This is a genomic window from Nocardioides baculatus, assembly GCF_016735675.1.
In the GTDB taxonomy this organism is placed as follows: domain Bacteria; phylum Actinomycetota; class Actinomycetes; order Propionibacteriales; family Nocardioidaceae; genus Nocardioides; species Nocardioides baculatus.
Map to the genome: position 1 here is coordinate 167,735 of NZ_JAERSG010000004.1, position 21,245 is coordinate 188,979.

18 protein-coding genes and 1 riboswitch are annotated in these 21,245 nt (G+C 72.5%); of the genes, 7 read left to right on the plus strand and 11 right to left on the minus strand.

Features of this window, described 5'->3' with window-relative positions; genetic code table 11:
• The first annotated feature begins 147 nt into the window (after nt 1–147).
• The 3 genes from JI751_RS13920 (at nt 148) to JI751_RS13930 (ending at nt 3,164) form a co-directional block, all read left to right on the plus strand.
• Nucleotides 148–1,380 carry a lipase family protein gene (locus tag JI751_RS13920; protein ID WP_201937749.1) on the plus strand — a complete coding sequence of 411 codons (1,233 nt, stop codon included), beginning with the start codon at nt 148–150 and terminating at the stop codon, nt 1,378–1,380.
• An 81-nt stretch (nt 1,381–1,461) separates the two neighbouring features.
• On the plus strand, nt 1,462–1,983 hold the full coding sequence (locus JI751_RS13925; protein ID WP_201937757.1) for a sigma-70 family RNA polymerase sigma factor: 522 nt from the start codon (nt 1,462–1,464) through the stop codon (nt 1,981–1,983).
• Entirely contained in the window at nt 1,980–3,164 is a 1,185-nt protein-coding gene (locus tag JI751_RS13930; protein ID WP_201937759.1) for a hypothetical protein, read from the plus strand. Before JI751_RS13925 ends, JI751_RS13930 begins: the two co-directional genes overlap by 4 nt.
• Before the next feature lie 19 nt (nt 3,165–3,183).
• Here the strand turns inward: JI751_RS13930 and JI751_RS13935 are convergent, their stop codons facing one another.
• From JI751_RS13935 to JI751_RS13945, 3 genes are all read right to left on the minus strand, one after another.
• Nucleotides 3,184–3,342: a hypothetical protein gene (locus tag JI751_RS13935; RefSeq protein WP_201937760.1), complete on the minus strand. Its 159-nt coding sequence runs from the start codon at nt 3,340–3,342 to the stop codon at nt 3,184–3,186.
• A gap of 104 nt (nt 3,343–3,446) precedes the next feature.
• A complete protein-coding gene (locus JI751_RS13940; RefSeq protein WP_236666260.1) occupies nt 3,447–4,679 on the minus strand; it encodes an MFS transporter in 1,233 nt (410 codons plus the stop codon).
• Nucleotides 4,680–4,767: 88 nt separating this feature from the next.
• Complete coding sequence (locus JI751_RS13945; protein ID WP_201937768.1) at nt 4,768–6,978, minus strand: NADP-dependent isocitrate dehydrogenase; 2,211 nt, start codon at nt 6,976–6,978, stop codon at nt 4,768–4,770.
• A gap of 172 nt (nt 6,979–7,150) precedes the next feature.
• On the opposite strand from JI751_RS13945, the gene JI751_RS13950 reads away from it, so the two are divergent.
• Complete coding sequence (locus JI751_RS13950; RefSeq protein ID WP_201937770.1) at nt 7,151–8,260, plus strand: MIP family channel protein; 1,110 nt, start codon at nt 7,151–7,153, stop codon at nt 8,258–8,260.
• 19 nt (nt 8,261–8,279) lie between these two features.
• On the opposite strand, the gene JI751_RS13955 is transcribed toward JI751_RS13950, so the two are convergent.
• On the minus strand, nt 8,280–8,966 hold the full coding sequence (locus JI751_RS13955) for a hypothetical protein (RefSeq protein ID WP_201937771.1): 687 nt from the start codon (nt 8,964–8,966) through the stop codon (nt 8,280–8,282).
• 97 nt (nt 8,967–9,063) lie between these two features.
• On the opposite strand from JI751_RS13955, the gene JI751_RS13960 reads away from it, so the two are divergent.
• The gene (locus JI751_RS13960; RefSeq protein ID WP_201937773.1) at nt 9,064–10,050 is read left to right on the plus strand and encodes a malate dehydrogenase; all 987 of its coding nucleotides are present in this window, start codon (nt 9,064–9,066) and stop codon (nt 10,048–10,050) included.
• A gap of 84 nt (nt 10,051–10,134) precedes the next feature.
• Here the strand turns inward: JI751_RS13960 and JI751_RS13965 are convergent, their stop codons facing one another.
• The 7 genes from JI751_RS13965 to JI751_RS13995 all read right to left on the minus strand — a co-directional run bounded on the left by JI751_RS13965 (nt 10,135) and on the right by JI751_RS13995 (nt 17,653).
• On the minus strand, nt 10,135–10,470 hold the full coding sequence (locus JI751_RS13965) for a DUF3017 domain-containing protein (protein ID WP_201937774.1): 336 nt from the start codon (nt 10,468–10,470) through the stop codon (nt 10,135–10,137).
• Nucleotides 10,470–11,318 (minus strand): bifunctional methylenetetrahydrofolate dehydrogenase/methenyltetrahydrofolate cyclohydrolase, encoded by an 849-nt coding sequence (locus JI751_RS13970; protein WP_201937790.1) that lies wholly within the window; start codon nt 11,316–11,318, stop codon nt 10,470–10,472. The genes JI751_RS13965 and JI751_RS13970 overlap by 1 nt, the downstream gene beginning before the upstream one ends.
• Nucleotides 11,319–11,489: 171 nt before the next feature.
• Nucleotides 11,490–12,734, minus strand: coding sequence for an MFS transporter (locus JI751_RS13975; RefSeq protein WP_201937791.1), 1,245 nt, complete (start codon nt 12,732–12,734; stop codon nt 11,490–11,492).
• A 54-nt stretch (nt 12,735–12,788) separates the two neighbouring features.
• Complete coding sequence (gene purH, locus JI751_RS13980; RefSeq protein WP_201937793.1) at nt 12,789–14,360, minus strand: bifunctional phosphoribosylaminoimidazolecarboxamide formyltransferase/IMP cyclohydrolase; 1,572 nt, start codon at nt 14,358–14,360, stop codon at nt 12,789–12,791.
• 34 nt (nt 14,361–14,394) lie between these two features.
• Nucleotides 14,395–14,472, minus strand: a riboswitch (ZMP/ZTP riboswitch).
• Nucleotides 14,473–14,528: 56 nt separating this feature from the next.
• On the minus strand, nt 14,529–15,146 hold the full coding sequence (gene purN, locus JI751_RS13985; protein ID WP_307814227.1) for a phosphoribosylglycinamide formyltransferase: 618 nt from the start codon (nt 15,144–15,146) through the stop codon (nt 14,529–14,531).
• 10 nt (nt 15,147–15,156) lie between these two features.
• Nucleotides 15,157–16,347, minus strand: coding sequence for a YibE/F family protein (locus JI751_RS13990; RefSeq protein WP_201937795.1), 1,191 nt, complete (start codon nt 16,345–16,347; stop codon nt 15,157–15,159).
• 1 nt (nt 16,348) lies between these two features.
• Nucleotides 16,349–17,653, minus strand: coding sequence for a cell division protein PerM (locus tag JI751_RS13995; protein ID WP_201937797.1), 1,305 nt, complete (start codon nt 17,651–17,653; stop codon nt 16,349–16,351).
• 124 nt (nt 17,654–17,777) lie between these two features.
• Between JI751_RS13995 and JI751_RS14000 the strand changes: the two genes are divergently transcribed.
• Together JI751_RS14000 and JI751_RS14005 are read left to right on the plus strand one after the other, a co-directional pair.
• Entirely contained in the window at nt 17,778–19,679 is a 1,902-nt protein-coding gene (locus JI751_RS14000) for a SigE family RNA polymerase sigma factor (protein ID WP_201937804.1), read from the plus strand.
• Between the two features lie 66 nt (nt 19,680–19,745).
• Nucleotides 19,746–21,026, plus strand: a complete 1,281-nt coding sequence (locus JI751_RS14005; protein ID WP_201937806.1) for a hypothetical protein — start codon at nt 19,746–19,748, stop codon at nt 21,024–21,026.
• Nucleotides 21,027–21,245: the final 219 nt, after the last annotated feature.

Genomic DNA, 21,245 nt, shown 5'->3' on the forward strand with positions numbered 1-21,245 from the left:
CAAAGAGCCGGACCCGGAGCGCAGGCGCCTGCCAGTGGCGCGACCACGACGCCCGCCGGGCGTGACCGACGTCACATCCCACCCGATGTGACTCGCGAGTAGGTTCCGACCAGGAGGCCGGTCCGGGTCCGGCCGAGGGAGGAACCCATGTCACTCGTCCGCCGCGCCACCACCGCGCTCGTCACGCTCACGGCCACGCTCGCAGTCGGGGGGCTGAGTACGTCGACCGCGACCGCCGTCGTCCCCGAGCCGCCCCGGCCCGCGTTCTACGAGGCCCCCGCGGTCCTGCCCAGCACCAACGGCGCGGTGATCCGCAGCGAGAAGGTCGCCTTCCTGCTCGACCCGCTCGACGCCACCAGCCTGGTCCGCAACGCGCAGCGTGTCCTCTACCGCTCCACCAACCGCGCCGGCGAGCCCATCGCGGTCTCGGGCACGGTGCTCGTGCCGACCTCGCCGTGGATCGGCGTCGGCAGCCGCCCGGTGATCGGCTACGCCCCCGGCACCCAGGGCATGGCCGACCGCTGCGCCCCGTCGCGGCTGTTCTCCGAGGGCATCGAGTACGAGGGGCTCGGCATCGAGGGCCTGCTCCAGCGCGGCTACGCCGTCGCGATGCCGGACTACGAGGGCCTCGGCACCGCCGGGATCCACACCTACATGGACCGGGTGTCGCAGGGTCGCGCCACGCTCGACGTCGTACGGGCCGCGCAGCGCCTGTCCGGAACGGGTCTCGGCCCGAGCAGCCCGGTCGGGCTGATGGGCTACTCGCAGGGCGGTGGGGCCGCGGCGTCGGCCGTCGAGCTGGCCTCCACCTACGCCCCCGACCTCAAGGTCAAGGGTGCCGTCGTCGGCGCGGTCCCGGCCGACCTCGCGAAGGTGGCGAGCTCCCTGGACGGCGGGCTCTACTCCGCCTTCGCCTACTTCGCGCTCCGCGGCCTCTCGGCCAGCTACGACGTCGACCTCTCCCCCTACCTCAACGACCGCGGGCGCGCGGTCAGCGACCAGGTCGAGACCGAGTGCGTCTTCGACCTGCTCGACCACGCCTTCGTGAAGTCGTCGACCCTCAGCGCCAGCGGTCGGCCGATGTCGGAGCTGATGGCGGTCGAGCCGTTCCGCTCGATCGTGGAGGCCCAGCGGATCGGCACCATCAAGCCGACCGTGCCGGTGCTCGTCACGCACTCCGCCATCGACGACGTCATCCCCTACGCCGTCGGCAAGCAGATGGCGAGGTCCTGGTGCGGCAAGGGCGCCAACGTCCGCCTCTCGACCAACGTCGCCCCCGGCCACGTCGGCGGCATCGTGCCGCAGACGGTCGAGGCGCTGCCGTTCTTCGAGGCGCGCTTCGCCGGGCTCCCACAGCTCAGCAACTGCTGGCTGCTGTAGACCGTCGGGCGGCCGGTGCAACCAGCCCGTCCTCCCATGAGTCGTGGTGGTGAGAGCACACGACCAGTGGGAGGGTGGGCCATGCCCCGGAGTGCGGTGGACCGCGTGCACGAGGTGTACGCCACGTCCTACCGACGCCTCGTCGGCCAGCTCACCGGCGTCACCGGCGACCCCGTCGAGGCAGAGGACGCGGTCATGGAGGCGTTCGCCCGCGCGGTGGGATCGGGTCGCTCCTTCCTCAAGGCCGACAACCCCGAGGCCTGGCTGCGCACCGTCGCGGTCAACGTCACCCGGACCCGGTGGCGTCGCAACCGCTTCTTCCGCGACGTCAGCCACCGCCTCGTCGCCGAGCAGGCGTACGCCGACCTGCCGGACGACCGTTTGGCGCTGCTGGCCGCACTGCGCCAGCTGCCCGCGCCCCAGCGGGAGGCCATCGCCCTGCACCACCTCGCCGACCTGCCGGTGCACGAGGTGGCCGAGACGGTCGGGGCGCCGGTCGGGACCGTGAAGGCCCGGTTGGCCCGCGGTCGCGCGGCGCTGGCCGAGCTGCTCTCCGACCGAGAGACCGACGAGTCCGACACGTCCGAGCGGAGCCCCCGATGAACCTGCCTCCCGAGCTCCAGCACGAGGTCGCCGCCCGTGCGCCACAGCCGGGCTTCGACGCCGTGACTGCCCGCGCCGACGCCCGCCGCCGCCGACGTCGTACGACGATCGCGTCGGGGATCGCGGGTGCGGTCGTGGTCGCCGGGGTCGCCGCCGTTGCCGGCGGTTCGGGCGGCGACGGTCGGACGCCCGAGCCGGCGAGCCCCGCGCCCTCCCCCTGGGACGGCACGTCGACGCCCGACGACCGGCTGCCGTCCGACGTGGTCGCCGTGCTGGACGACGACCAGGTCCAGCTCTGGTCGGTCACCGGGGGCGAGGGCGGTGCCGAGGCGGCCCTCTGGCGTGGCTGCGACGACGACCCGTGCCAGTTCGCGCTGGTCACGCGCGACGGCGACGACGTCTTCGGCGAAAAGCTCGGCGCGTCCTACCCCCGGGTCAGCCCGGTGCCCGGTGGCTGGCTCGTCCAGGACGCCCGCGGCACCTTCCGGATCTCCCCGGCGGGCGAGCGGTCGGAGATCGTCGACACCGGACCGGGTGGCGGCGACGTGATGGCGGGCGACACCGCGGTGCAGACCGATGACGGCTGGCGGCTGCTGCGGGGCGACAAGCTGGTCCCGCTGCCCTCGGACGCACCCACCGCCTTCGTCAGCGGTGCCTATGTCACACCGGACGGCGGGCTGGTCGTCGCCGGCTCGGGACAGCAGGGGCCCGAGGTGGTGACCGTCGGGCCGGACGGCGAGACCACGATGTCGAGCTGGCCGGACTCCGACCGCACCATCGTCGTGGCCGGCAACGGCGAGCACGTTGCGCGCGTGTCCCTGGGCGATGCTCCCGACGGCTCGATCCCGGTGCTCGACGTGGAGGTCTCGCACGACGGCGGTCGCGCCTGGGTGGCGACCGTGAACCTCGACACCGAGGGGGGCGACCGCGTGCAGGACATGTCGTCCCTCGCGGTCGGCGCGGACGGGACGACGTACCTCACGACGGCGACGCACCACCTGGTGCGCATCGACGACGAGGGGTTCGCGACGCCGGTCCAGCTCTCGGCCTTCGACACCGGCGTCTTCACGTCCGGCGACAAGGTGTGCCTGGTCGGCGAGCGCGGACGCTACGACGCGCTGCTGTGCTCGCCCGACGGCCTGACCGAGTGGGCCGACCAGCCGTTGCCGGGGCTGGGCTGATCGGCACCCACGACTCGGGTCAGACCAGCCAGCCGACGTTGTCGGCGAGCAGGTCGGCCATCGGGTAGATCCCCCGCAGCTCCTGCCGGCGCTCGAGCAGCGTCACCACGTTGCCGACGTTGCGGTCCGCCAGCTCACGCCGGCGCTCGATCGCCTGCTGCATCTTCATCTCGTCCATGACGACTCCCCAGGGTCAGTCGGGCGGTCCGTCCGCCTGCGACCATTGGATCGTTCCAAACTCAGGCTACGCAAGGGTTCCCGTCGTGTTAACGACAGGAAAACTCAGCCGCCGGTGACGGCCTGGCCTCGCACGTGCAGCCGCGCGGAGACCAGCAGGATCGCGACGCCGCCGAGCGACAGCACGAGGCCGACGAGGGCCGGTGCGCGCAGGCCGTAGCCGGCCGCGATGACCAGCCCGCCGAGCCAGGCGCCCAGCGCGTTCGCGATGTTGAGCGACGCGTGGTTCATCGCGGCACCCAGGGTCTGCGCATCTCCGGCGACGTCCATCAGCCGCAGCTGGAGGTTCACGACGAGCACCGACCCGAGGACGGTGATCAGGAAGACGACGGGCAGCGCGGCCCAGCCGTAGGGGGCGGTGAGCCAGAACGCCAGCATCGTGGCGCCCATCCCGACGCCACCGATGATCAGTGAGCGGAAGATCGACCAGTCGGCCATGATCCCGGCGACCCACGTGCCGGCGACCATGCCGAGGCCGAAGAAGAGCAGGTAGACCGGCACGGCCCGCTCCCCCAGCCCGGACACGTCGGTGACGACCGGGGCGATGTAGGTGTAGACGGCGAACATGCCGCCGAAGCCCACGGCACCGGCGAGCAGCGTCAGCCAGACCTGCGGCACCTTGAAGGCACTGAGCTCACGGCGGCCGCTCGCCTCGGCGTCGCCGGGGCAGGACGGGACGAACCACGCCACCAGGGCGAGGGTCACCACGGCCAGGCCCGCGGCGGCCCAGAAGGCAGCGCGCCAGCCGAGCTCCTGGCCCAGCAGGGTCGCAGCCGGTACGCCGATCACGTTGGCGACCGACAGCCCGAGCATCACCTGGGAGACCGCACGGCCCTTGCGCGAGGGACGCGCCATGCTGGCCGCGACGAGCGACGCCACCCCGAAGTACGCGCCGTGCGGCAGCCCGGCGGCGAAGCGGGCGAGCATCAGCTGCTCGTAGGAGGTCGCCAGCGCGCTGACGCCGTTGCCGACCGCGAAGGCGGCCATCAACGCGATCAGCAGCGCCCGGCGGGGCAGGCGCGCGCCGAGGAAGGCGAGCAGCGGGGCGCCGACCACGACGCCGACGGCGTACGCCGAGATGACGTGGCCACCCGTGGGGATCGAGACGTCGACGCCGCTGGCGATCTGCGGCAGCAGGCCCATCGTCACGAACTCGGTGGTGCCGATGGCGAAGCCGCCCATCGCCAGCGCGACGACAGCGAGGCCGAAGTGGCGCGCCGTCACCGACGGTGCGTCGAGATCGGCGGGTGTGTCAGTGGCGGCAGTCGTCATGGTCATCACAGGATGCAAGAGAGGGCCCCCGGGGAGGTATTCCCCGAGGGCCCTGCCTGTGACGCGTGACTCAGCGCTGGACTCAGCGCTGGACTCAGAGGGAGGCGAGCGCCTCGTTGAACGTCGCCGACGGACGCATCACCGCGGCCGCCTTCTCCGGGTCGGGGCGGAAGTAGCCGCCGATGTCGGCGGGCTTGCCCTGCACGGCGAGCAGCTCGTCGACGATCGTCTGCTCGTTGGCGCGCAGCGTCGACGCGAGGTCGGCGAAGGCCGCGGCCAGGTCGGCGTCCTCGGTCTGCTTCGCGAGCTCCTCGGCCCAGTAGAGCGCGAGGTAGAAGTGCGAGCCGCGGTTGTCGATCGTGCCGAGCTTGCGCCCCGGCGAGCGGTCCTCGTTGAGGAACGTCTCGGTCGCCCGGTCGAGGGCGTCGCCGAGCAGCTTGGCCCGCTGGTTGTCGTCGTATCCGGCGAGGTGCTCGAGCGAGGCGGCCAGCGCGAAGAACTCGCCGAGGCTGTCCCAGCGGAGGTAGTCCTCCTTGACCAGCTGCTGCACGTGCTTGGGCGCCGAGCCGCCGGCGCCGGTCTCGAACAGGCCGCCACCGTTCATCAGCGGCACGATCGACAGCATCTTGGCGCTGGTGCCGAGCTCGAGGATCGGGAACAGGTCGGTGTTGTAGTCACGCAGCACGTTGCCGGTCACCGAGATGGTGTCCTCGCCCTTGCGGATCCGCTCGAGGGAGTACGTCGTCGCCTCGGCCGGCGCCATCACCGAGATGTCGAGGCCGTCGGTGTCGTGCTCCTTCAGGTACTCGGTGACGAGCTCGATGAGGTTGGCGTCGTGGGCGCGGGTCTCGTCGAGCCAGAAGACCGCCGGGGTCTCGCTGGCGCGGGCGCGGGTGACGGCGAGCTTGACCCAGTCGCGGATCGAGGCGTCCTTGGTCTGGCAGGCACGCCAGATGTCGCCGGGCTCCACGTCGTGCGACATGAGCACGTTGCCGGCGGCGTTGCGGACCTCGACCGTGCCGGCGGCAGGGATCTCGAAGGTCTTGTCGTGCGAGCCGTACTCCTCGGCCGCCTTCGCCATCAGACCGACGTTGGGCACCGAGCCCATGGTCGAGGGGTCGAGCGCGCCGTGCGTGCGGCAGTCGTCGATCGCGGCCTGGTAGACGCCGGCGTAGGACGAGTCGGGGATCACCGCGAGGGTGTCCTGCTGCTCGCCGTCGGCGTTCCACATCTGGCCGGACGTGCGGATCATCGCCGGCATCGAGGCGTCGATGATGACGTCGGAGGGCACGTGGAGGTTGGTGATGCCCTTGTCGGAGTCGACCATCGCGAGGGCCGGGCCCTCGGCGAGGCCCTTCTCGAAGGCCGCCTTGATCTCGGCGCCGCCGTCGACGGAGTCGAGGCCGGAGAGGATGCCGCCCAGGCCGTCGTTGGCCGACAGGCCGGCGGCGGCCAGCTGCTCGCCGTACTGGCTGAAGACGTCGGCGAAGTAGGCGCGCACCACGTGGCCGAAGATGATCGGGTCGGAGACCTTCATCATCGTGGCCTTGAGGTGGGCGGAGAAGAGGACGCCGTCGGCCTTCGCCTTCGCGACCTGCTCCACGAGGAACGCGTCGAGCGCAGCGGCGCTCATGAACGTGCCGTCGACGACCTCGCCCTCCAGGACCTTGAGGCCCTCCTTGAGCACCGTCTCCTCACCGCCCGCACCGACGTGCACGATCGACAGGGTGTCGTCGGCGTCGAGGACGGTCGACTTCTCGTTGCTGCGGAAGTCGTCGTGGCCCATCGTGGCGACCGAGGTCCGCGAGTCGCTGCTCCAGGCACCCATCGAGTGCGGGTGCGACTTGGCGTAGTTCTTCACCGAGGCCGGCGCGCGGCGGTCGGAGTTGCCCTCGCGCAGCACGGGGTTGACCGCCGAGCCCTTGACCTTGTCGTAGCGGGCGCGGGTCTCGCGCTCCTCGTCGGTCTGCGGGTTCTCGGGGTAGGCCGGCAGGTCGTAGCCCTGCGACTGGAGCTCGGCGATCGTCGCCTTGAGCTGCGGGATAGAGGCCGAGATGTTGGGGAGCTTGATGATGTTGGCCTCGGGCTTCGTGGCCAGCTCGCCGAGCTCGGCGAGCGCGTCGTCGATGCGCTGCTCGTCGGTGAGGCGGTCGGGGAACTGGGCGATCACCCGCCCGGCCAGGGAGATGTCACGCGTCTCGACGTCCACACCTGCGGTCTTCGCGTAGGCCGCGATGATCGGGAGGAAGGAGTACGTCGCCAGCAGCGGCGCCTCGTCGGTGTGGGTGTAGATGATCTTGGCCATGGGTCGGACATCTCCTGTGGATCGGGGTGGTCCAGCAATAACTCTTGACGTCAAGATACCTGACGTGGGGAAGCGACGCGACTCGCCTACCCTCGCACCCCCGTTCCGGCATCGCTAGGGTGAGCGTGGCCTACGCGGGGTACGGCCACCATGACTGGGAGGACAGCTCGAGATGAGCGACACCATCGACACACCGTCCACCGGCCAGAAGTTCACGGCCGAGACGCTGGGCACCTTCGTGCTCGTCTTCTTCGGCTGCGGCGCGGCCATGCGCAGCGGCGGTGACTACGTCGCCACGGGCCTCACGTTCGGCCTCACGGTCGTCGTGATGGCGTACGCCGTCGGGCGGATCTCCGGCGGCCACTTCAACCCGGCCGTCACGCTCGGCGCCGTCCTCGGCGGGCGTCTCCCGTGGAACCAGGTCGGCATCTACTTCGCCGCCCAGCTGCTCGGCGGCCTCCTCGCCGGGGCGATGCTCTTCGGCCTCAACCACGGCTTCGAGGGCTTCAGCGCCGAGGGCAACATGGCGCAGAACTTCTTCGGCGACCAGGGCACCGGGTTCGCCTGGTGGGCGGCCCTGCTGCTCGAGATCCTGATGACCGCCGTCTTCCTCTGGGTCATCCTCGCGGTCACCGACGAGCGCAACGAGGTCAACGTCGCGATGGGCCCGCTGGCCATCGGCCTGGCGCTCGCGATGATCCACTTCGCCTCGATGAGCGCGACCGGCACCTCGGTCAACCCGGCCCGCTCCATCGGCGTCGGCGTCTTCGCCGGCACCGACGCGATCGTCCAGCTCTGGCTCTTCGTGGTCGCGCCGCTCGTCGGCGCCGCGATCGCCGGCCTGACCTACCCGGTCCTCTTCGGCCACGGCGCCGAGCCCGTCGCGGGATCGGGCCTGAACTTCGGCGGCGGCCGCAAGGGCAACCAGTTCGTGCCCGGCAGCTACGAGGCCCAGTGGAACCAGGGCCAGCAGGGCCAGCAGGGCGGCTGGGGCCAGCCCGGCGCCGCCTGGGGCGCCCCGCCGCAGCAGCAGTGGGGCCAGCCGCAGCAACAGCAGCCCGACCCCTACTCCACGCCGCAGGCGCAGCCGGCGCCCGGCCAGTGGGGCCAGCCCGACCAGACCCAGCAGCCGCAGCAGCAGCCGCCGAGCCAGCCCGGCCAGTGGGGCGCTCCCCCGCCGCAGCAGCCGGCCCCCGGCCAGCCCGGCGCTCCCGGTCACTGGGGCAACCCCGACGGCGACGACGACGGCCGCACCCAGGTGCGCCGCCCAGACCAGCCCTAGTCCTCAGCCTGTCCCGGGTCTAGCGGACCAGGACGGTGGTCCGACCACCGTCGAGGTCCTCGATCGACACGAGGCCGACACCCTTCTCGTACACGCTGCGGGTCGTGGTGTCGACCTCGTCGAGCATCTGCACCATGCCGCTCGACAGCTCCTCGACCTGCCTGCTGGCCTCCGGGAGCGACGGCACGGCGGAGGCGATCCACCCGTCCCCGATCCGCAGGTGGGCGGGCATCACGAGGCCGGCCTCGGCGCCGTCCTCGCCCGCGCGCCAGTCGCCCCTGCCGGGGCCGCCGGCGTCGGCGCCCACGACCCACACGTTGCCGGCCGCGTCCTGCGCGTAGTAGCGGGTGGTGATGTCCGTGGTGCCGTCGACGTCGTACGCCGTGGTGACGCCGGTCGCCTCGAGCCCGCCGATCTCGGTCGGTCCGTCGAGCACCGCCGTCTCGATCGATCCGAGGTCGACGCCGTCCTCCGTCACGTCGTAGCGCGCGGTGTCCCCCGGCTCCAGCGGCAGCCACGGGTTGTCGACGACGTCGACGAAGTCGTCGGGGTCGGGCGACGCCGACGGGATCACGAGCCCGTTGATCCCCGGCTGGTCGTAGGCCTGCGGCTGGCCGAGCCCGGCGCACCCGGCGAGCGCGGCGAGCGGCACGAGCGCGGCGGCCGCGGTCACACGCAGGCGGCGTACGGGCACGGACGCGGGCATGGGCGCCAGCATGCCAGCCGCCCACCAGCCAGCCCCCGACGCGGCGCTGCTAGCGTCAGCCGGAGACACCCAGACACCCCTCACGAGGAGAAGATCCGTGACCTCCGAACCCCTCAAGGTGGCCGTCACTGGCGCCGCCGGCCAGATCGGCTACAGCCTGCTCTTCCGCCTCGCGAGCGGCGCGCTGGCCGCGGACCGCCCGATCGAGCTGCGCCTGCTCGAGATCGAGCCCGCCCTCAAGTCGCTCGAGGGCGTCGTCATGGAGCTCGACGACTGCGCGTTCCCGAACCTCGCCGGCGTCGAGATCGGCGCGGACGCCGAGAAGATCTTCGACGGCGTCAACCTGGCCCTCCTCGTCGGCGCGCGCCCGCGCGGCCCCGGCATGGAGCGCGGCGACCTCCTCTCGGCCAACGGCGCGATCTTCACCGCGCAGGGCAAGGCGCTCAACGCCGTCGCCGCCGACGACGTACGCATCGGCGTGACCGGCAACCCGGCCAACACCAACGCCCTCATCGCGATGAGCAACGCCCCCGACATCCCGCGCGAGCGCTTCTCCGCGCTGACCCGCCTCGACCACAACCGCGCGATCTCGCAGCTCGCGGCGAAGACCGGCGCAAAGGTCACCGACATCAAGAAGATGACGATCTGGGGCAACCACTCGGCCACCCAGTACCCCGACCTCTTCCACGCCGAGGTCAACGGGCAGAACGCCGCCGAGGCCGTCGGCGACCAGGCCTGGCTGGAGAACGACTTCATCCCGACCGTCGCCAAGCGCGGCGCCGCGATCATCGACGCCCGGGGCTCGTCCTCGGCCGCCTCGGCCGCGTCCGCCACGATCGACGCCGCCCGCGACTGGCTCTTCGGGTCGGCGTCCGACGACTGGGTCTCGATGGCCGTCGTGTCGAGCGGCGAGTACGGCGTGCCCGAGGGCCTGATCTCGTCGTTCCCCGTCACCACCTCCGGTGGCGACTGGTCGATCGTCGAGGGCCTCGAGATCGACGAGTTCTCCCGCGCCCGCATCGACGCCTCGACCGCCGAGCTGGCCGACGAGCGCACCGCGGTCACGGAGCTCGGCCTGATCTGAGTCGTGCACGCACCGAGCGGTGCGTGAGGAGGATTCCCGGTCCGGGAGATCCCCCTCACGCACCGCTCGTGCGTTGTGACGGGCTCAGAAGCCGCCGGGCTGCTCGGGGATCGACCCGGCCAGGAAGATCAGCAGGCCGCCGAGGACCAGCAGGATGAGCGCGTCGAGCACCTTGTGGCGTACGGCGAGCATGCCGGCGTCGCGGGCGCGGAGGATCAGCCGGACGAACGCCCCGAAGGCCAGCGCCCCTCCCATGATCCGTACGCCGGTGCGCCACCCGCCGTCGGCGAACGCCGCGAGCACCAGTGCCGCGACGACGACCACCAGCACGAGCAGGTAGAACATCCCGCCGATGGTCGAGGGGTAGCGGCGCTCCTCCTCGGGGGCGCCCTCGACGTGCTCGGGTTCGGTCGAGGACATCAGGACCGGACGGACCGCTCGGCGATCTCGACGATGTTGGTGAGGAGCATCGCGCGGGTCATCGGCCCGACGCCCTTGGGGTTGGGCGAGACCCAGCCGGCCACGTCCCACACGCTCCGGTCCACGTCGCCGGTGACCTTGCCGTCGACGCGGGAGACGCCGACGTCGAGGACGGCCGCCCCCGGCTTGACGATGTCGCCGGTGATGATGCCCGGCACGCCCGCGGCGGCGACGACGATGTCGGCGTTGCGCACGTGGGAGGCCAGGTCGCGGGTGCCCGTGTGGCACAGGGTCACGGTGGCGTTCTCGGAACGGCGGGTCAGCAGCAGGCCGAGGGGGCGCCCGACGGTCAGGCCACGACCGACGACGACGACCTCCGCTCCCGCGATCTCGACGTCGTGACGGCGCAGCAGCTCGATCGCGCCGACGGGCGTGCAGGGCAGCGGGCCGGCCTCGCCGAGGACGAGCTTGCCGAGGTTCATCGGGTGGAGCCCGTCGACGTCCTTGTCCGGGTCGACGCGCGACAGCAGGGCGAACTCGTCGAGGCCGGTCGGCTGCTGCACGAGGAAGCCGGTGCACCCGTCGTCGGCGTTGAGCTCGTCGATCACGGCCTCCACCTCCGCCTGCGAGGCGGTCGCCGGGAGGTCGCGCCGGATCGAGGTGATGCCGATCTCCGCGCAGTCCTTGTGCTTCGCGCCGACGTACCAGTGCGAGCCGGGGTCGTCGCCGACCAGCACCGTGCCCAGGCCGGGCACGACGCCCTGCTCCTTGAGGACAGCGACCCTCTCCGTGAGCTCCGCCTTGATGGTCCGCAGGGTGGCTTCGCCGTCCAGGATCTGTGCCGTCACGCCCGCAGTCTAGGGGGTGTCTCTCAGCTCTCGGCCGTCGCGAGCGTCGTCCTGCGGAGTGCCTCGCAAGGCGGAGGAGGAAGGCGATGCGCCAGCATCGACGACTGACGACAACGCAGCGAGGTGCCCGCAGGGCGGCGCGCAGCAGGCCATGGAGCTGAGAGCCACCCCCTAGACACCAAGGGGCGCACCGATACGGACGAGGTGACGCTCGGCGGCGCGCGCAGCGGGATGCGCAACAACGGCCGCGGTGACCCCGATCAGGGCGATCACGATCCAGCCGGGCGTGCCGACCTGGAGGGCCAGGTACGTGTAGAGCGCGGGGAAGACGATCGGCTCGATCTGGTAGCCCAGGCCCCACACGCCCTGGTAGTCGCCGAGGCGCCGGTGGTCGGAGAGCTCGCTGGTGAGGCACCAGTCCGCGGCGGACTGCCACAGCTCGGCGCCGGTGATCGTCACGTGCCCGATCCAGATCAGCACGATCGAGACCCAGCCGACCGTCTCGTGCGTCCACGCGATCAGCCCGCACGACACGATGAACGCCCAGCCCGACCACCGCACCGCCCGCAACGAGCCGTCGACCGAGTCGGCGACGCGGCTCGCGCGGACCTGCAGCGCGACCGCGAGGACCGTGTTGGTGCCGAAGAGCCACGCGAGCAGCGCCGGCGGGGCGTCGGTGCGCTCGACGAGCCAGAGGGGTACGACGACGTTGAGCAGCACCTGGTTGGAGGAGAGCACGCCGTTGCAGATGCTCAGCACCACGAAACCGGGATTGCGCCAGGCCGGCGGCGCCGCGGTGGTGGGGTCGTCGCCGTCGGTGGCCGGCACCTGGCGGGCGATCACCGGCAGCACGGTCGCGATCAGCAGCGCGTTGAGCACGAGCAGGGCCCCGGTGACGTACGGGATCTGCCGTACGGCGTCGGTGCCGAGACCGAGCGCGACGCCGCTGGCGCCCGCGCCGAGGGTGTAGCCGACGTTGCGCGCGGCCCGCATGTAGGCCAGGGCCCGGACGCGTACGTCCCGCGCGAAGACCGCGATCCGGTAGACGTTGCGCGCGTTGCGCCCGGCCGTCTCGAAGATCGCCAGCACGCTCAGCATCAGCACGAAGGTCGTCATGCCGCCGATGAGCGGCCAGGCGAAGTAGAGCGCGGCCTCGACCGCGCTCGCGGTCGCCCACAGCGGCTTCGCGCCCACCCGGTCGGCCAGCCGGCCCATCGGCAGCTGGAGGAACAGGGTCACCGCGGCCGCGATCGACATGCCGAGGCCGACCTCGGCCCCGGACAGCCCGACGACCCTGGTGAAGTAGACCGCCGTGCCGGTGAGGAACGTCCCGGTCGCGAAGGCCGACAGCACGCACTGCCAGACCAGGTCCCGCTCGAGCTTCGTCGGCGGGAGGATCCGCTGCCACCAGCGCACGTCGTACCCCCTGAGAGTTATCTTGACGTCAAGATAACACCGCTCGCCGCCGGATCAGTGGAAGAAGTGGCGAGCGCCGGTGAGGTACATGGTCACCCCGGCGGCCTCGCACGCCGCGACGACCTCCTCGTCGCGCACTGATCCGCCGGGCTGCACGATCGCCTTCACGCCCGCATCGATGAGGATCTGGGGACCGTCGGCGAAGGGGAAGAAGGCGTCGGAGGCGGCGACCGCGGAGGTGACCCGCTCCCCCGCACGCTCGACCGCGAGCCGGCACGAGTCGACCCGGTTGACCTGGCCCATGCCGACGCCGACCGAGGCCCCGTCGGCGGCGAGCAGGATCGCGTTGGACTTCACCGCGCGGCACGCGCGCCAGGCGAAGGCGAGGTCGGCGAGCACCTCCTCCGAGGCGGCCTCGCCGGTGGCGAGGGTCCAGGTCGAGGGGTCGTCACCCTCGGCGGAGAGCACGTCGCGGTGCTGCAGGAGCAGGCCACCGGAGATGGCGCGGGTCTCGGCGCCGCCGCGCGCGAGCGGCGGGCACTCCAGGACGCGGATGTTCTTCTTGGCCCGGAGCGCCTCGATCGCGCCGTCCTCGTAGCCGGGCGCGACGATCACCTCGGTGAAGATCTCCGCGACCTGCTCGGCCATCGCGACCGAGACCGGGACGTTGGTGGCGATCACGCCGCCGAAGGCGCTGACGGGGTCGCACTCGTGGGCCTTGCGGTGGGCGTCCGCCACGTCGGTGCCGATCGCGATCCCGCACGGGTTGGCGTGCTTGATGATCGCCACGGCCGGCTCGCTGAAGTCGTAGGCCGCGCGGCGGGCGGCGTCGGCGTCGACGTAGTTGTTGTAGGACATCTCCTTGCCGTGGTGCTGCGTGGCCTGCGCCAGGCCGGGACCACCGGGCAGGAAGCCGTCGCTGTAGAGCGCGGCGCCCTGGTGCGGGTTCTCGCCGTAGCGCAGCACCGCCTCCTTGCTCCACGTCGCACCCATCCAGGCCGGGAAGCCCGAGCCCTCGGAGGTGTCGGTGAGCACGTTGCCCATCCACGACGCCACGTGGACGTCGTACGTCGCCGTGTGCACGAACGCCTCGGCGGCGAGGCGCTGCCGCTCGGCCAGCGTGAAGCCGCCGGCGGCGACGGCGGCCAGCACGTCGGCGTACGCCGCGGGCGAGGTGACGATCGCGACGCTCGGGTGGTTCTTGGCCGCGGCGCGCACCATCGACGGGCCGCCGATGTCGATCTGCTCCACGCACTCGTCGGGGCTCGCACCCGAGGCGACGGTCTGGGTGAACGGGTAGAGGTTGCTGACGACGAGGTCGAACGGCTCGACCCCGAGCTCCTCGAGCTGGGCGACGTGGGACTCCAGGCGGCGGTCGGCGAGGATGCCGGCGTGCACGCGCGGGTGCAGCGTCTTGACCCGGCCGTCGAGGCACTCGGGGAACCCGGTGAGGTCCTCGACCTTCGTGACCGGCAGGCCGAGGGACTCGATCAGCGCGGCGGAACCTCCGGTGGAGACGAGCTCGACGCCGGCGTCGTGCAGGCCGCGGACCAGGTCGTCGAGCCCGGCCTTGTCGTAGACGGACACGAGCGCTCGGCGGATCGGGATGCGGTTCTCGGGGGACACGGGACTCCTCGGACGGATCGGTTCACTGTCGAGTCGAGGGCACCCAGGCGTTCGATCCCCTCGCGCGTCACTCCCTGGTGGTGTCCCACCTGCGCCAGTCGTGTGGCAGCAGACTAAGGCATGACACTCACGCCCGGACCTGCTGCGCCCCGGGCCTGAGCGACATGCCTAGCGAGCACTCGTCCCGATGCGAACCCGGCGACCGTCCACCGTGATGCCCTCGCGGGCGATCCGTCCGACGGCGTCGACGAGCATCGCCCGCTCGGCGGTCTTGATCCGTTCGTGGAGCGAGTCGACGTCGTCGTCCTCGGCCACCTCGACGGGCACCTGCGCGACGATCGGTCCGGTGTCGACGCCCGCGTCGACCACGAAGAGTGTCGCTCCGGTGACCTTGACGCCGTGCTCGAGCGCGTCGCGGGGGCCGTGCATCCCCGGGAAGGCCGGGCACAGCGCCGGGTGGGTGTTGAGGGTGAGGAACTTCGCCAGGAAGTCCGTGGACAGCAGCTTCATGAAGCCCGCCGACACGACCACGTCGGGCTCGAAGCGCTCCACCAGGGTCGTCATGGCAGCGTCCCAGCCCTCGCGCGTCTCGAAGTCCGACACCGACCGCGCGAAGGTGGGGATGCCCGCTCGTTCGGCGCGCGCCAGGCCCTCGATCCCGTCCCGGTCGGCGCCGACGGCGACCACCCGGGCGCCGTACGCCGGATCGGTGCAGGCGTCGAGCAGGGCCTGGAGGTTGGTGCCGGACCCCGAGACGAGGACGACGAGGCGTGCGGGGCGGTTCACGCCCCGAATCCTAGGCGCGGTGGGACGGCGAAGAGTCCGGTGTCCGCTGACGGACCAGCCGGCTCGCGACGAGCGCGGCGATCGCGGTCGTGACCGGTACGGCGGCGAGGATGCCGAGCCCGCCGACGAGGCCGCGGACCACCTCCTGCGCCACGATCTCCTGGCTGACCGCGATCTGGAAGGGCAGGTCGAGCGCGGAGAAGACCAGCATCAGCGGCAGGGTCGCCCCGACGTAGGCCAGGACCAGGGTGTTGACCGTCGAGGCGGCGTGCGAGCGGCCGATGCGCATCGCCCGCGTAAAGAGGGAGCGGGTGGTCGCGTCGGCGTCGAGGTCGGCGAGCTCCCACACCGCCCAGGTCTGGGTGACGGTCACGTCGTCCAGCACCCCGAGCGCGCCGATCACCAGACCGGCGAGCAGCAGCCCGCGGAGGTCGACCTGCGCGGCGATGCCGGAGATGTACTGGCTGCCCTCGTCGACCTGGCCGGTGAAGTGACCGACACGGGTGAAGGCCCACCCGAGGACGCCGATGACCACCAGCGAGACGAGCGTGCCCAGCATCGCGACGGTCGAGCGCACGTCGAACCCGTGGGAGAGGTAGAGCGTGACCAGCATGATCGCGGCAGCCGTCACCACGGCGACGGCCAGCGGCGAGGAGCCCTCCATGATCGCCGGCAGGGTGAACATCGCGATGAGCACGAGCGAGTACGCCAGGCTCGCCAGCGCCCCGATCCCGCGCCAGCGCGACAGCAGGAGGACGCCGACGGCGAAGAGGATCGTGAGCGTGAGCAGCGGCGGACCGCGGTCGAAGTCCTGGAAGGCGTAGCGCTCCCCCTCGGGCGCCTCGGGGGCGTAGGACACGACGATGCGGTCGCCGGCGGCCACCTCGGGGGCACCCGGGCCGTAGGGCATCAGTGCCTCGGCCTTCCCCGGCGCTCCGGGACCGCTGACCAGGTCGACCTGCGCGAGCCGGCACCCGTCGACGTCGTTGCGGCACTCGCCGACCTCCGTGACGACGGCCTTGCCGCGCTCGACGTCGGTCCCGATGCCGGTGACCTGGAGGTCGCCGTCGGGCCAGAGCACCACGAGCCCCACGACCGTCGCGAGGACCAGCGGGGCGACGAGGAGCGCGACCAGCACCCGCAGCCGGCGCGGGGCAGGGCCGAGCGACGGCCGGTCGCCGTGGCTGTGACCAGCTCCCACGTCAGTCCTCGTCGGGCTCGACGGTGGCCGACTCCCGGGCGGGGTCGGGCCAGGCCCGGTTCGAGCGCCAGACCAGGAGCGCCACGACCGAGGCGCCGATCAGGGCGCCGACACCGCACGCGGTGACGGAGTGGACCAGCACGTCGCGCGTGAACGGGCCGATGAAGCGCATCCGACCCGGTCCGGCGGCGCCGCCGGACAGCGAGGCGAGGACCGCGAAGCCGAAGCCCGCGACCAGCCCGCCACCGCATCCGGCCAGCGCGACCTGGTCCCAGGTCAGTGGACGGGGGCGGAGCGTGCGGTAGGCCACGACCGCCGCGACCAGCGGCGGCAGCAGCATGAGGCCACCCACCCAGCCGGCCGGTGTGCCGACCGAGGGCAGCGCGGCGACGAGCGGGACCACCGGGAGCGGTCCGACCACCACGGCGGCCGGCGAGACCACCGTCGCGCCGCCGACGGCGAACCCGGGGCCGAGGAGGAACGAGCCGGCGAAGAGCGCGGCGTTGGGGGCGAAGGCGGCGTTGACGACGGTGTAGAGGCCGGCCTCGGCGGGGCTCGGGTGGAGGCTCGAGGTCATCGTCGCCGCCTCGCCGAACGACATCACGAGCGCGGCCAGGAAGGTGAGCATCGAGACCACGAGGAGCGTGGAGAGCACGGCACCGGCGACCGCCGCACCGGCTCGCACGGTCGACGGCACGAAGGTCGCCCAGATGGCGGCGCGGCCGGAGCCCGTCGCGATCGCGGGCGCCGCGACGACGGCGGTCATCGCGATCGTCCACGCGAGCACCCGCGGTACCGAGGGGTCCGCGGTGGTGCCGGCCGCGAGGGTGGCGACGACGACCGCCACGACGGCGTACCCGGCGAAGAACGTCGCGATCGCGATCGGGACGGTGAAGTCGCGCTCGCCGTCGGAGATGCGGTCGGCGTCGGGCCCGTGGCTCGACACCGCGTCACCGACGCGGTGGCCGAGGCGCCACATCGACCAGACGGTCATCGCGGTGACGCCGAGCGGCACGATCGTCACGCGGGTGCCGAGGACGGTGAAGCCCGAGCCGTGGCCCGCCAGCCAGGCCAGCGCACCCATCCGCATCCCGTCGCGCGGGGCACCGTGGACGCCCGCGTCGGTGACGAACCAGCCGATCACGCCGACCGCGAGCAGGACGACGAGGGGGGCGAGCGCCGCGCACACGCCGCCCAGGGTCGCGATCAGGACGAGCGGCCGCTGGCGGGCCGCATCGCCCGGGCCGCGCTGGGAGCGGGCAGCCTTCGACCGGGCACTGTCGGGACGGGTGAGGAGCGACGTCATGGCCGATCCATCATCACCCGGCACCCTCGGCTGGCCGTGCTCCCACGCCGCACTCGCGGACCTCCCGGATCCAGCCGGGATCGATGTGCGCGGCGTGTGCCACTCCCGTACCGTGGAGCGGGTCATGAGGAGCCCCGAGACCTTCGACGCCTACTACGTCGAGACGCGCACGCGCCTCCTGCACGAGGCGTACGCCCTCACCGGCGACGCGCCGGCCTCCCGGGCCGCCGTGCGGGACGCGTTCGTCGTGACGTGGCACCACTGGCGCAAGGTCGGCTCCCTCGACGACCGCGACGGCTACATCCGCCCGCTCGCCTTCCGACGCGCCCGGCGCAAGCACACGGCCCGGATCTGGCACCGCGACAAGTCGCTGGCCCCCGAGGTCCGCGCCACGCTCGACGCGCTCGCCAAGCTGACCCCGCGCCAGCGCGAGCTGCTGGTGCTCAACGCGCTCTCGACGCTGTCGCTGACCGACATCGGCCGCATGGTCGGCCTCCCACGCTCCGACGCCGAGCGCGAGCTGCAGACCGCCACGTCGCAGTTCGCGCTGACCCGCGACGTGCAGACGACCGACGTACGCCGCCTGCTGGGCGAGCTCGCCGCGCCGCTGGAGGAGATCCGGTGGCCGCGGGCGACCGTCATCCGGCGCGCGGGCGCCGCGCGCCGCCGTACGCACACCGTGATCGGCGCCGGCGTGGCCGCCGCCGCGCTCGTCGTCTCCGGCTCGCTGGTGGCCACCGGCGCCGACGCCGAGGCGACCAGCCTCCGCGAGGAGAAGGTGTCGGCCGGGGTGACGGTCCATGCACCCGAGCCGGCCGATGCGACGGGCGAGCCGCTCATCGACGAGGCGGCGCTGCTCTCCCCCGCCCAGATGGCGCGCTTCGGCGCCGGCCTCGACTGGTCGGAGACCGCCACCACCGACAACCTGTCCGGCTCCGGCCTGCTCGCGCCGTGCCAGCGCGAGCGCTTCGCCGACCCCGAGGGCGTCACCGCCCTCGCTCGCACCTGGGAGGGATCCGCGACCCGCACGGTGCGCACCACCGCCAAGAAGGGCGCCACGGGCGCCGGGAAGCGGACCCGCAAGAGCCAGGAGACCCGGGTCGAGTCGACGGCCGTCCAGCTCGTCGAGATGTCACGTGACGCCGACCGGGCCGCAGCCGCGTTCCAGACCGCGTCGGTCTGGTACGGCGGGTGCGCCGACCCGCGCACGCAGCTCCTCGACACCTTCACCGTCAAGCGGGTCGGCGACGAGGCCCGCGCCTTCCGGCTGCGGACGTGGGGCAAGCAGAAGTCCACGCTCACCGTCGGGCTGGCCCGCACCGGGAGCCTGGTGGTCACCACGGTCGTGCGCAGCACCGGTCGTGCGGCGAGCGACAAGGCGACCCTCACCGGCCTCTCCGCCTCCGTCAACGCGCTCTGCGGCACCGAGGGCGCCGCGGCGTGCGCCGGTCGGGCTCGCTCCAGCGCGACGGCGCCGCTCGACATCGGCGCGCCGCCCGGCTTCCTGTCGGTCGTCGACCTGCCGCCGGTCGCATCGGTGGTCGGCCCCTGGGTGGGCACCGACCCCGAGCGGGCCCGCGCCAACTACGCCGCCACCCGCTGCGACAACACCTCGTTCGCGGGCAAGGGGATCAGCCGGGCGAAGACCCGGACCTTCCTCTTCCCCGGGACGCCCAACGACCAGCTGGGCCTCACCCAGACGATCGGCGAGATGGCCCAGGCGAAGGCCCGGGACTTCGTCGCCGGCATCCGCACGAAGATCCGGCAGTGCGGCCAGGCCAACCTCGGCACGACGGTCACGCCCCTCGCCTCGTCGTCGTCCGCGGACTCGGACCTGAGCGTGTGGGCGCTGTCGATCGAGCTCAACGACAGCCAGTCGTTCCCCTTCCTGATGGCGATCGTGCGCGACGGCACGGCCGTCTCCCAGCTGGGGTTCGCCCCGGTACGTGACATGACGATGGCGCGCGACGACTTCGTCGCCCTCTCCCGCCGCATGCTCGATCGCCTCGAGGGCCTTCCTCGTTGACACCGCCCCGCTGATCCTGCGGGCACGTGACGCAACCTTTTCGCCCTGTGCGGTGTCTCAGTTGTCATGAGCTCCTCCGCGCGACTGCTGGCCGCGGCACTGGCCTGCACGGCCACGCTCGCCGCGTGCGGCGGCCAGCCGTCGGCCGGGCCGTCGACCGGCTCCGGGGCGGCGGGCGCCGACCCCACGGCGGGCGATCAGGACTCTCCCCCGACCACCGCGGCGGCGGCGACCCGCATCGCGGACGACTTCCCGCTGTCCGCCGGGATGGGTGGACCGGGCGACACCGTCCCCACGACCCGCACCGGCACCGGGCTGCGCAGCTTCGAGCTGTGCGGCACGTCCCCGTTGCGCGGACTGGGCACCCGCGACCGGATGGTCGCCGACAACAGCGGTGGCGAGTCCCTGGCCACCCGCGAGCTGGTGCTGCTCGGTAGCCCCGACGAGTCCGCGCGCGTTGCCGCGTCCTTCACCGACCTGGCCACCGGCTGCGACCGCCCGACGACGGGCAGCGGTGTGGAGACCACCGCCGAGGCGCGCGAGTCGACCTTCGGCGAGGCGCCCGCGACCGTCGTGGTGCAGGGCTACCTCTTCGACGGCGAGCCCGGGCCGGGCCACCTGGTGGTCCACGTCGTACCGGTCGGTGCGGCCCTGCTGGTGACCCAGACCTACGGCGAGTGGCCGGACGTGTCCGACGGCGTCGACGGCACCGCTCAGCAGCTCCAGGACGTCGTCGCTGCGATGGACGTCTTCACCGAGGGCGGCGAGCCCGCCGTGGCGCAGACTGAGCAGATCCCGGACGACTTCCCGATGCTGGCCGGGTGGCCGCCGAGCTCGGAGGCCGACGGGGACGGCCGGTCCGGACCGAGCCGCGTGGCCGACGCCGTCGTGTTCACGGCGTGCGGCACCGAGTGGCGAGAGCCCGCGCGGGTCGACCGGGTCCGCGCCGGCTGGGACAGCGCCGAGGACTACCGGACCCGCCAGCTCACGACGTACGACGACGACGACGCGGCGGTGGCGGCCGTCGAGGACCTCGTCGCGTTCGAGCGGTCCTGCCCGACCGAGCCGCCCGGAGAGGACGGGTTCGGGACCGAGCGCGAGGTCCGCCCGGTTGCGCTCGGGGACGACGGGTGGGCGATACTCGAGCGCGACACATTCAACGGGAGTCCGTCCGTCTTCGGTGCGAGCACCGTGGTCGTACGGGTCGGACGAGCAGTGCTGGTCGTGAGCCACGGGGGCCATGCCGGCTATCCCGGTGGCGACGGACAGCAACAGGTCGACGCCATGGGCTCAGAGGCCGCGAGGTCGATCGCACAGATGTGTCAGTTCACGAAAACGGGGTGTTAACCAGTCATGTCCATTCCATCCACGCTGGCCAGCTCGGCCTGCCCGACCCTCCCCTCGCCCCGCCGCGTCTCCGCGGTGGCGCCGGTGCGCCTCCTGGGCGCACACGTCGTGTGGCGGATCCTCTGGGAGGCCCAGCGACCGGCGCGCCACCGCCACGGGCAGGAGCACCCGAAATCGCCGACGGCCCCGCAGGCTGACCTGCGGAGCCGTCTGGAAGCG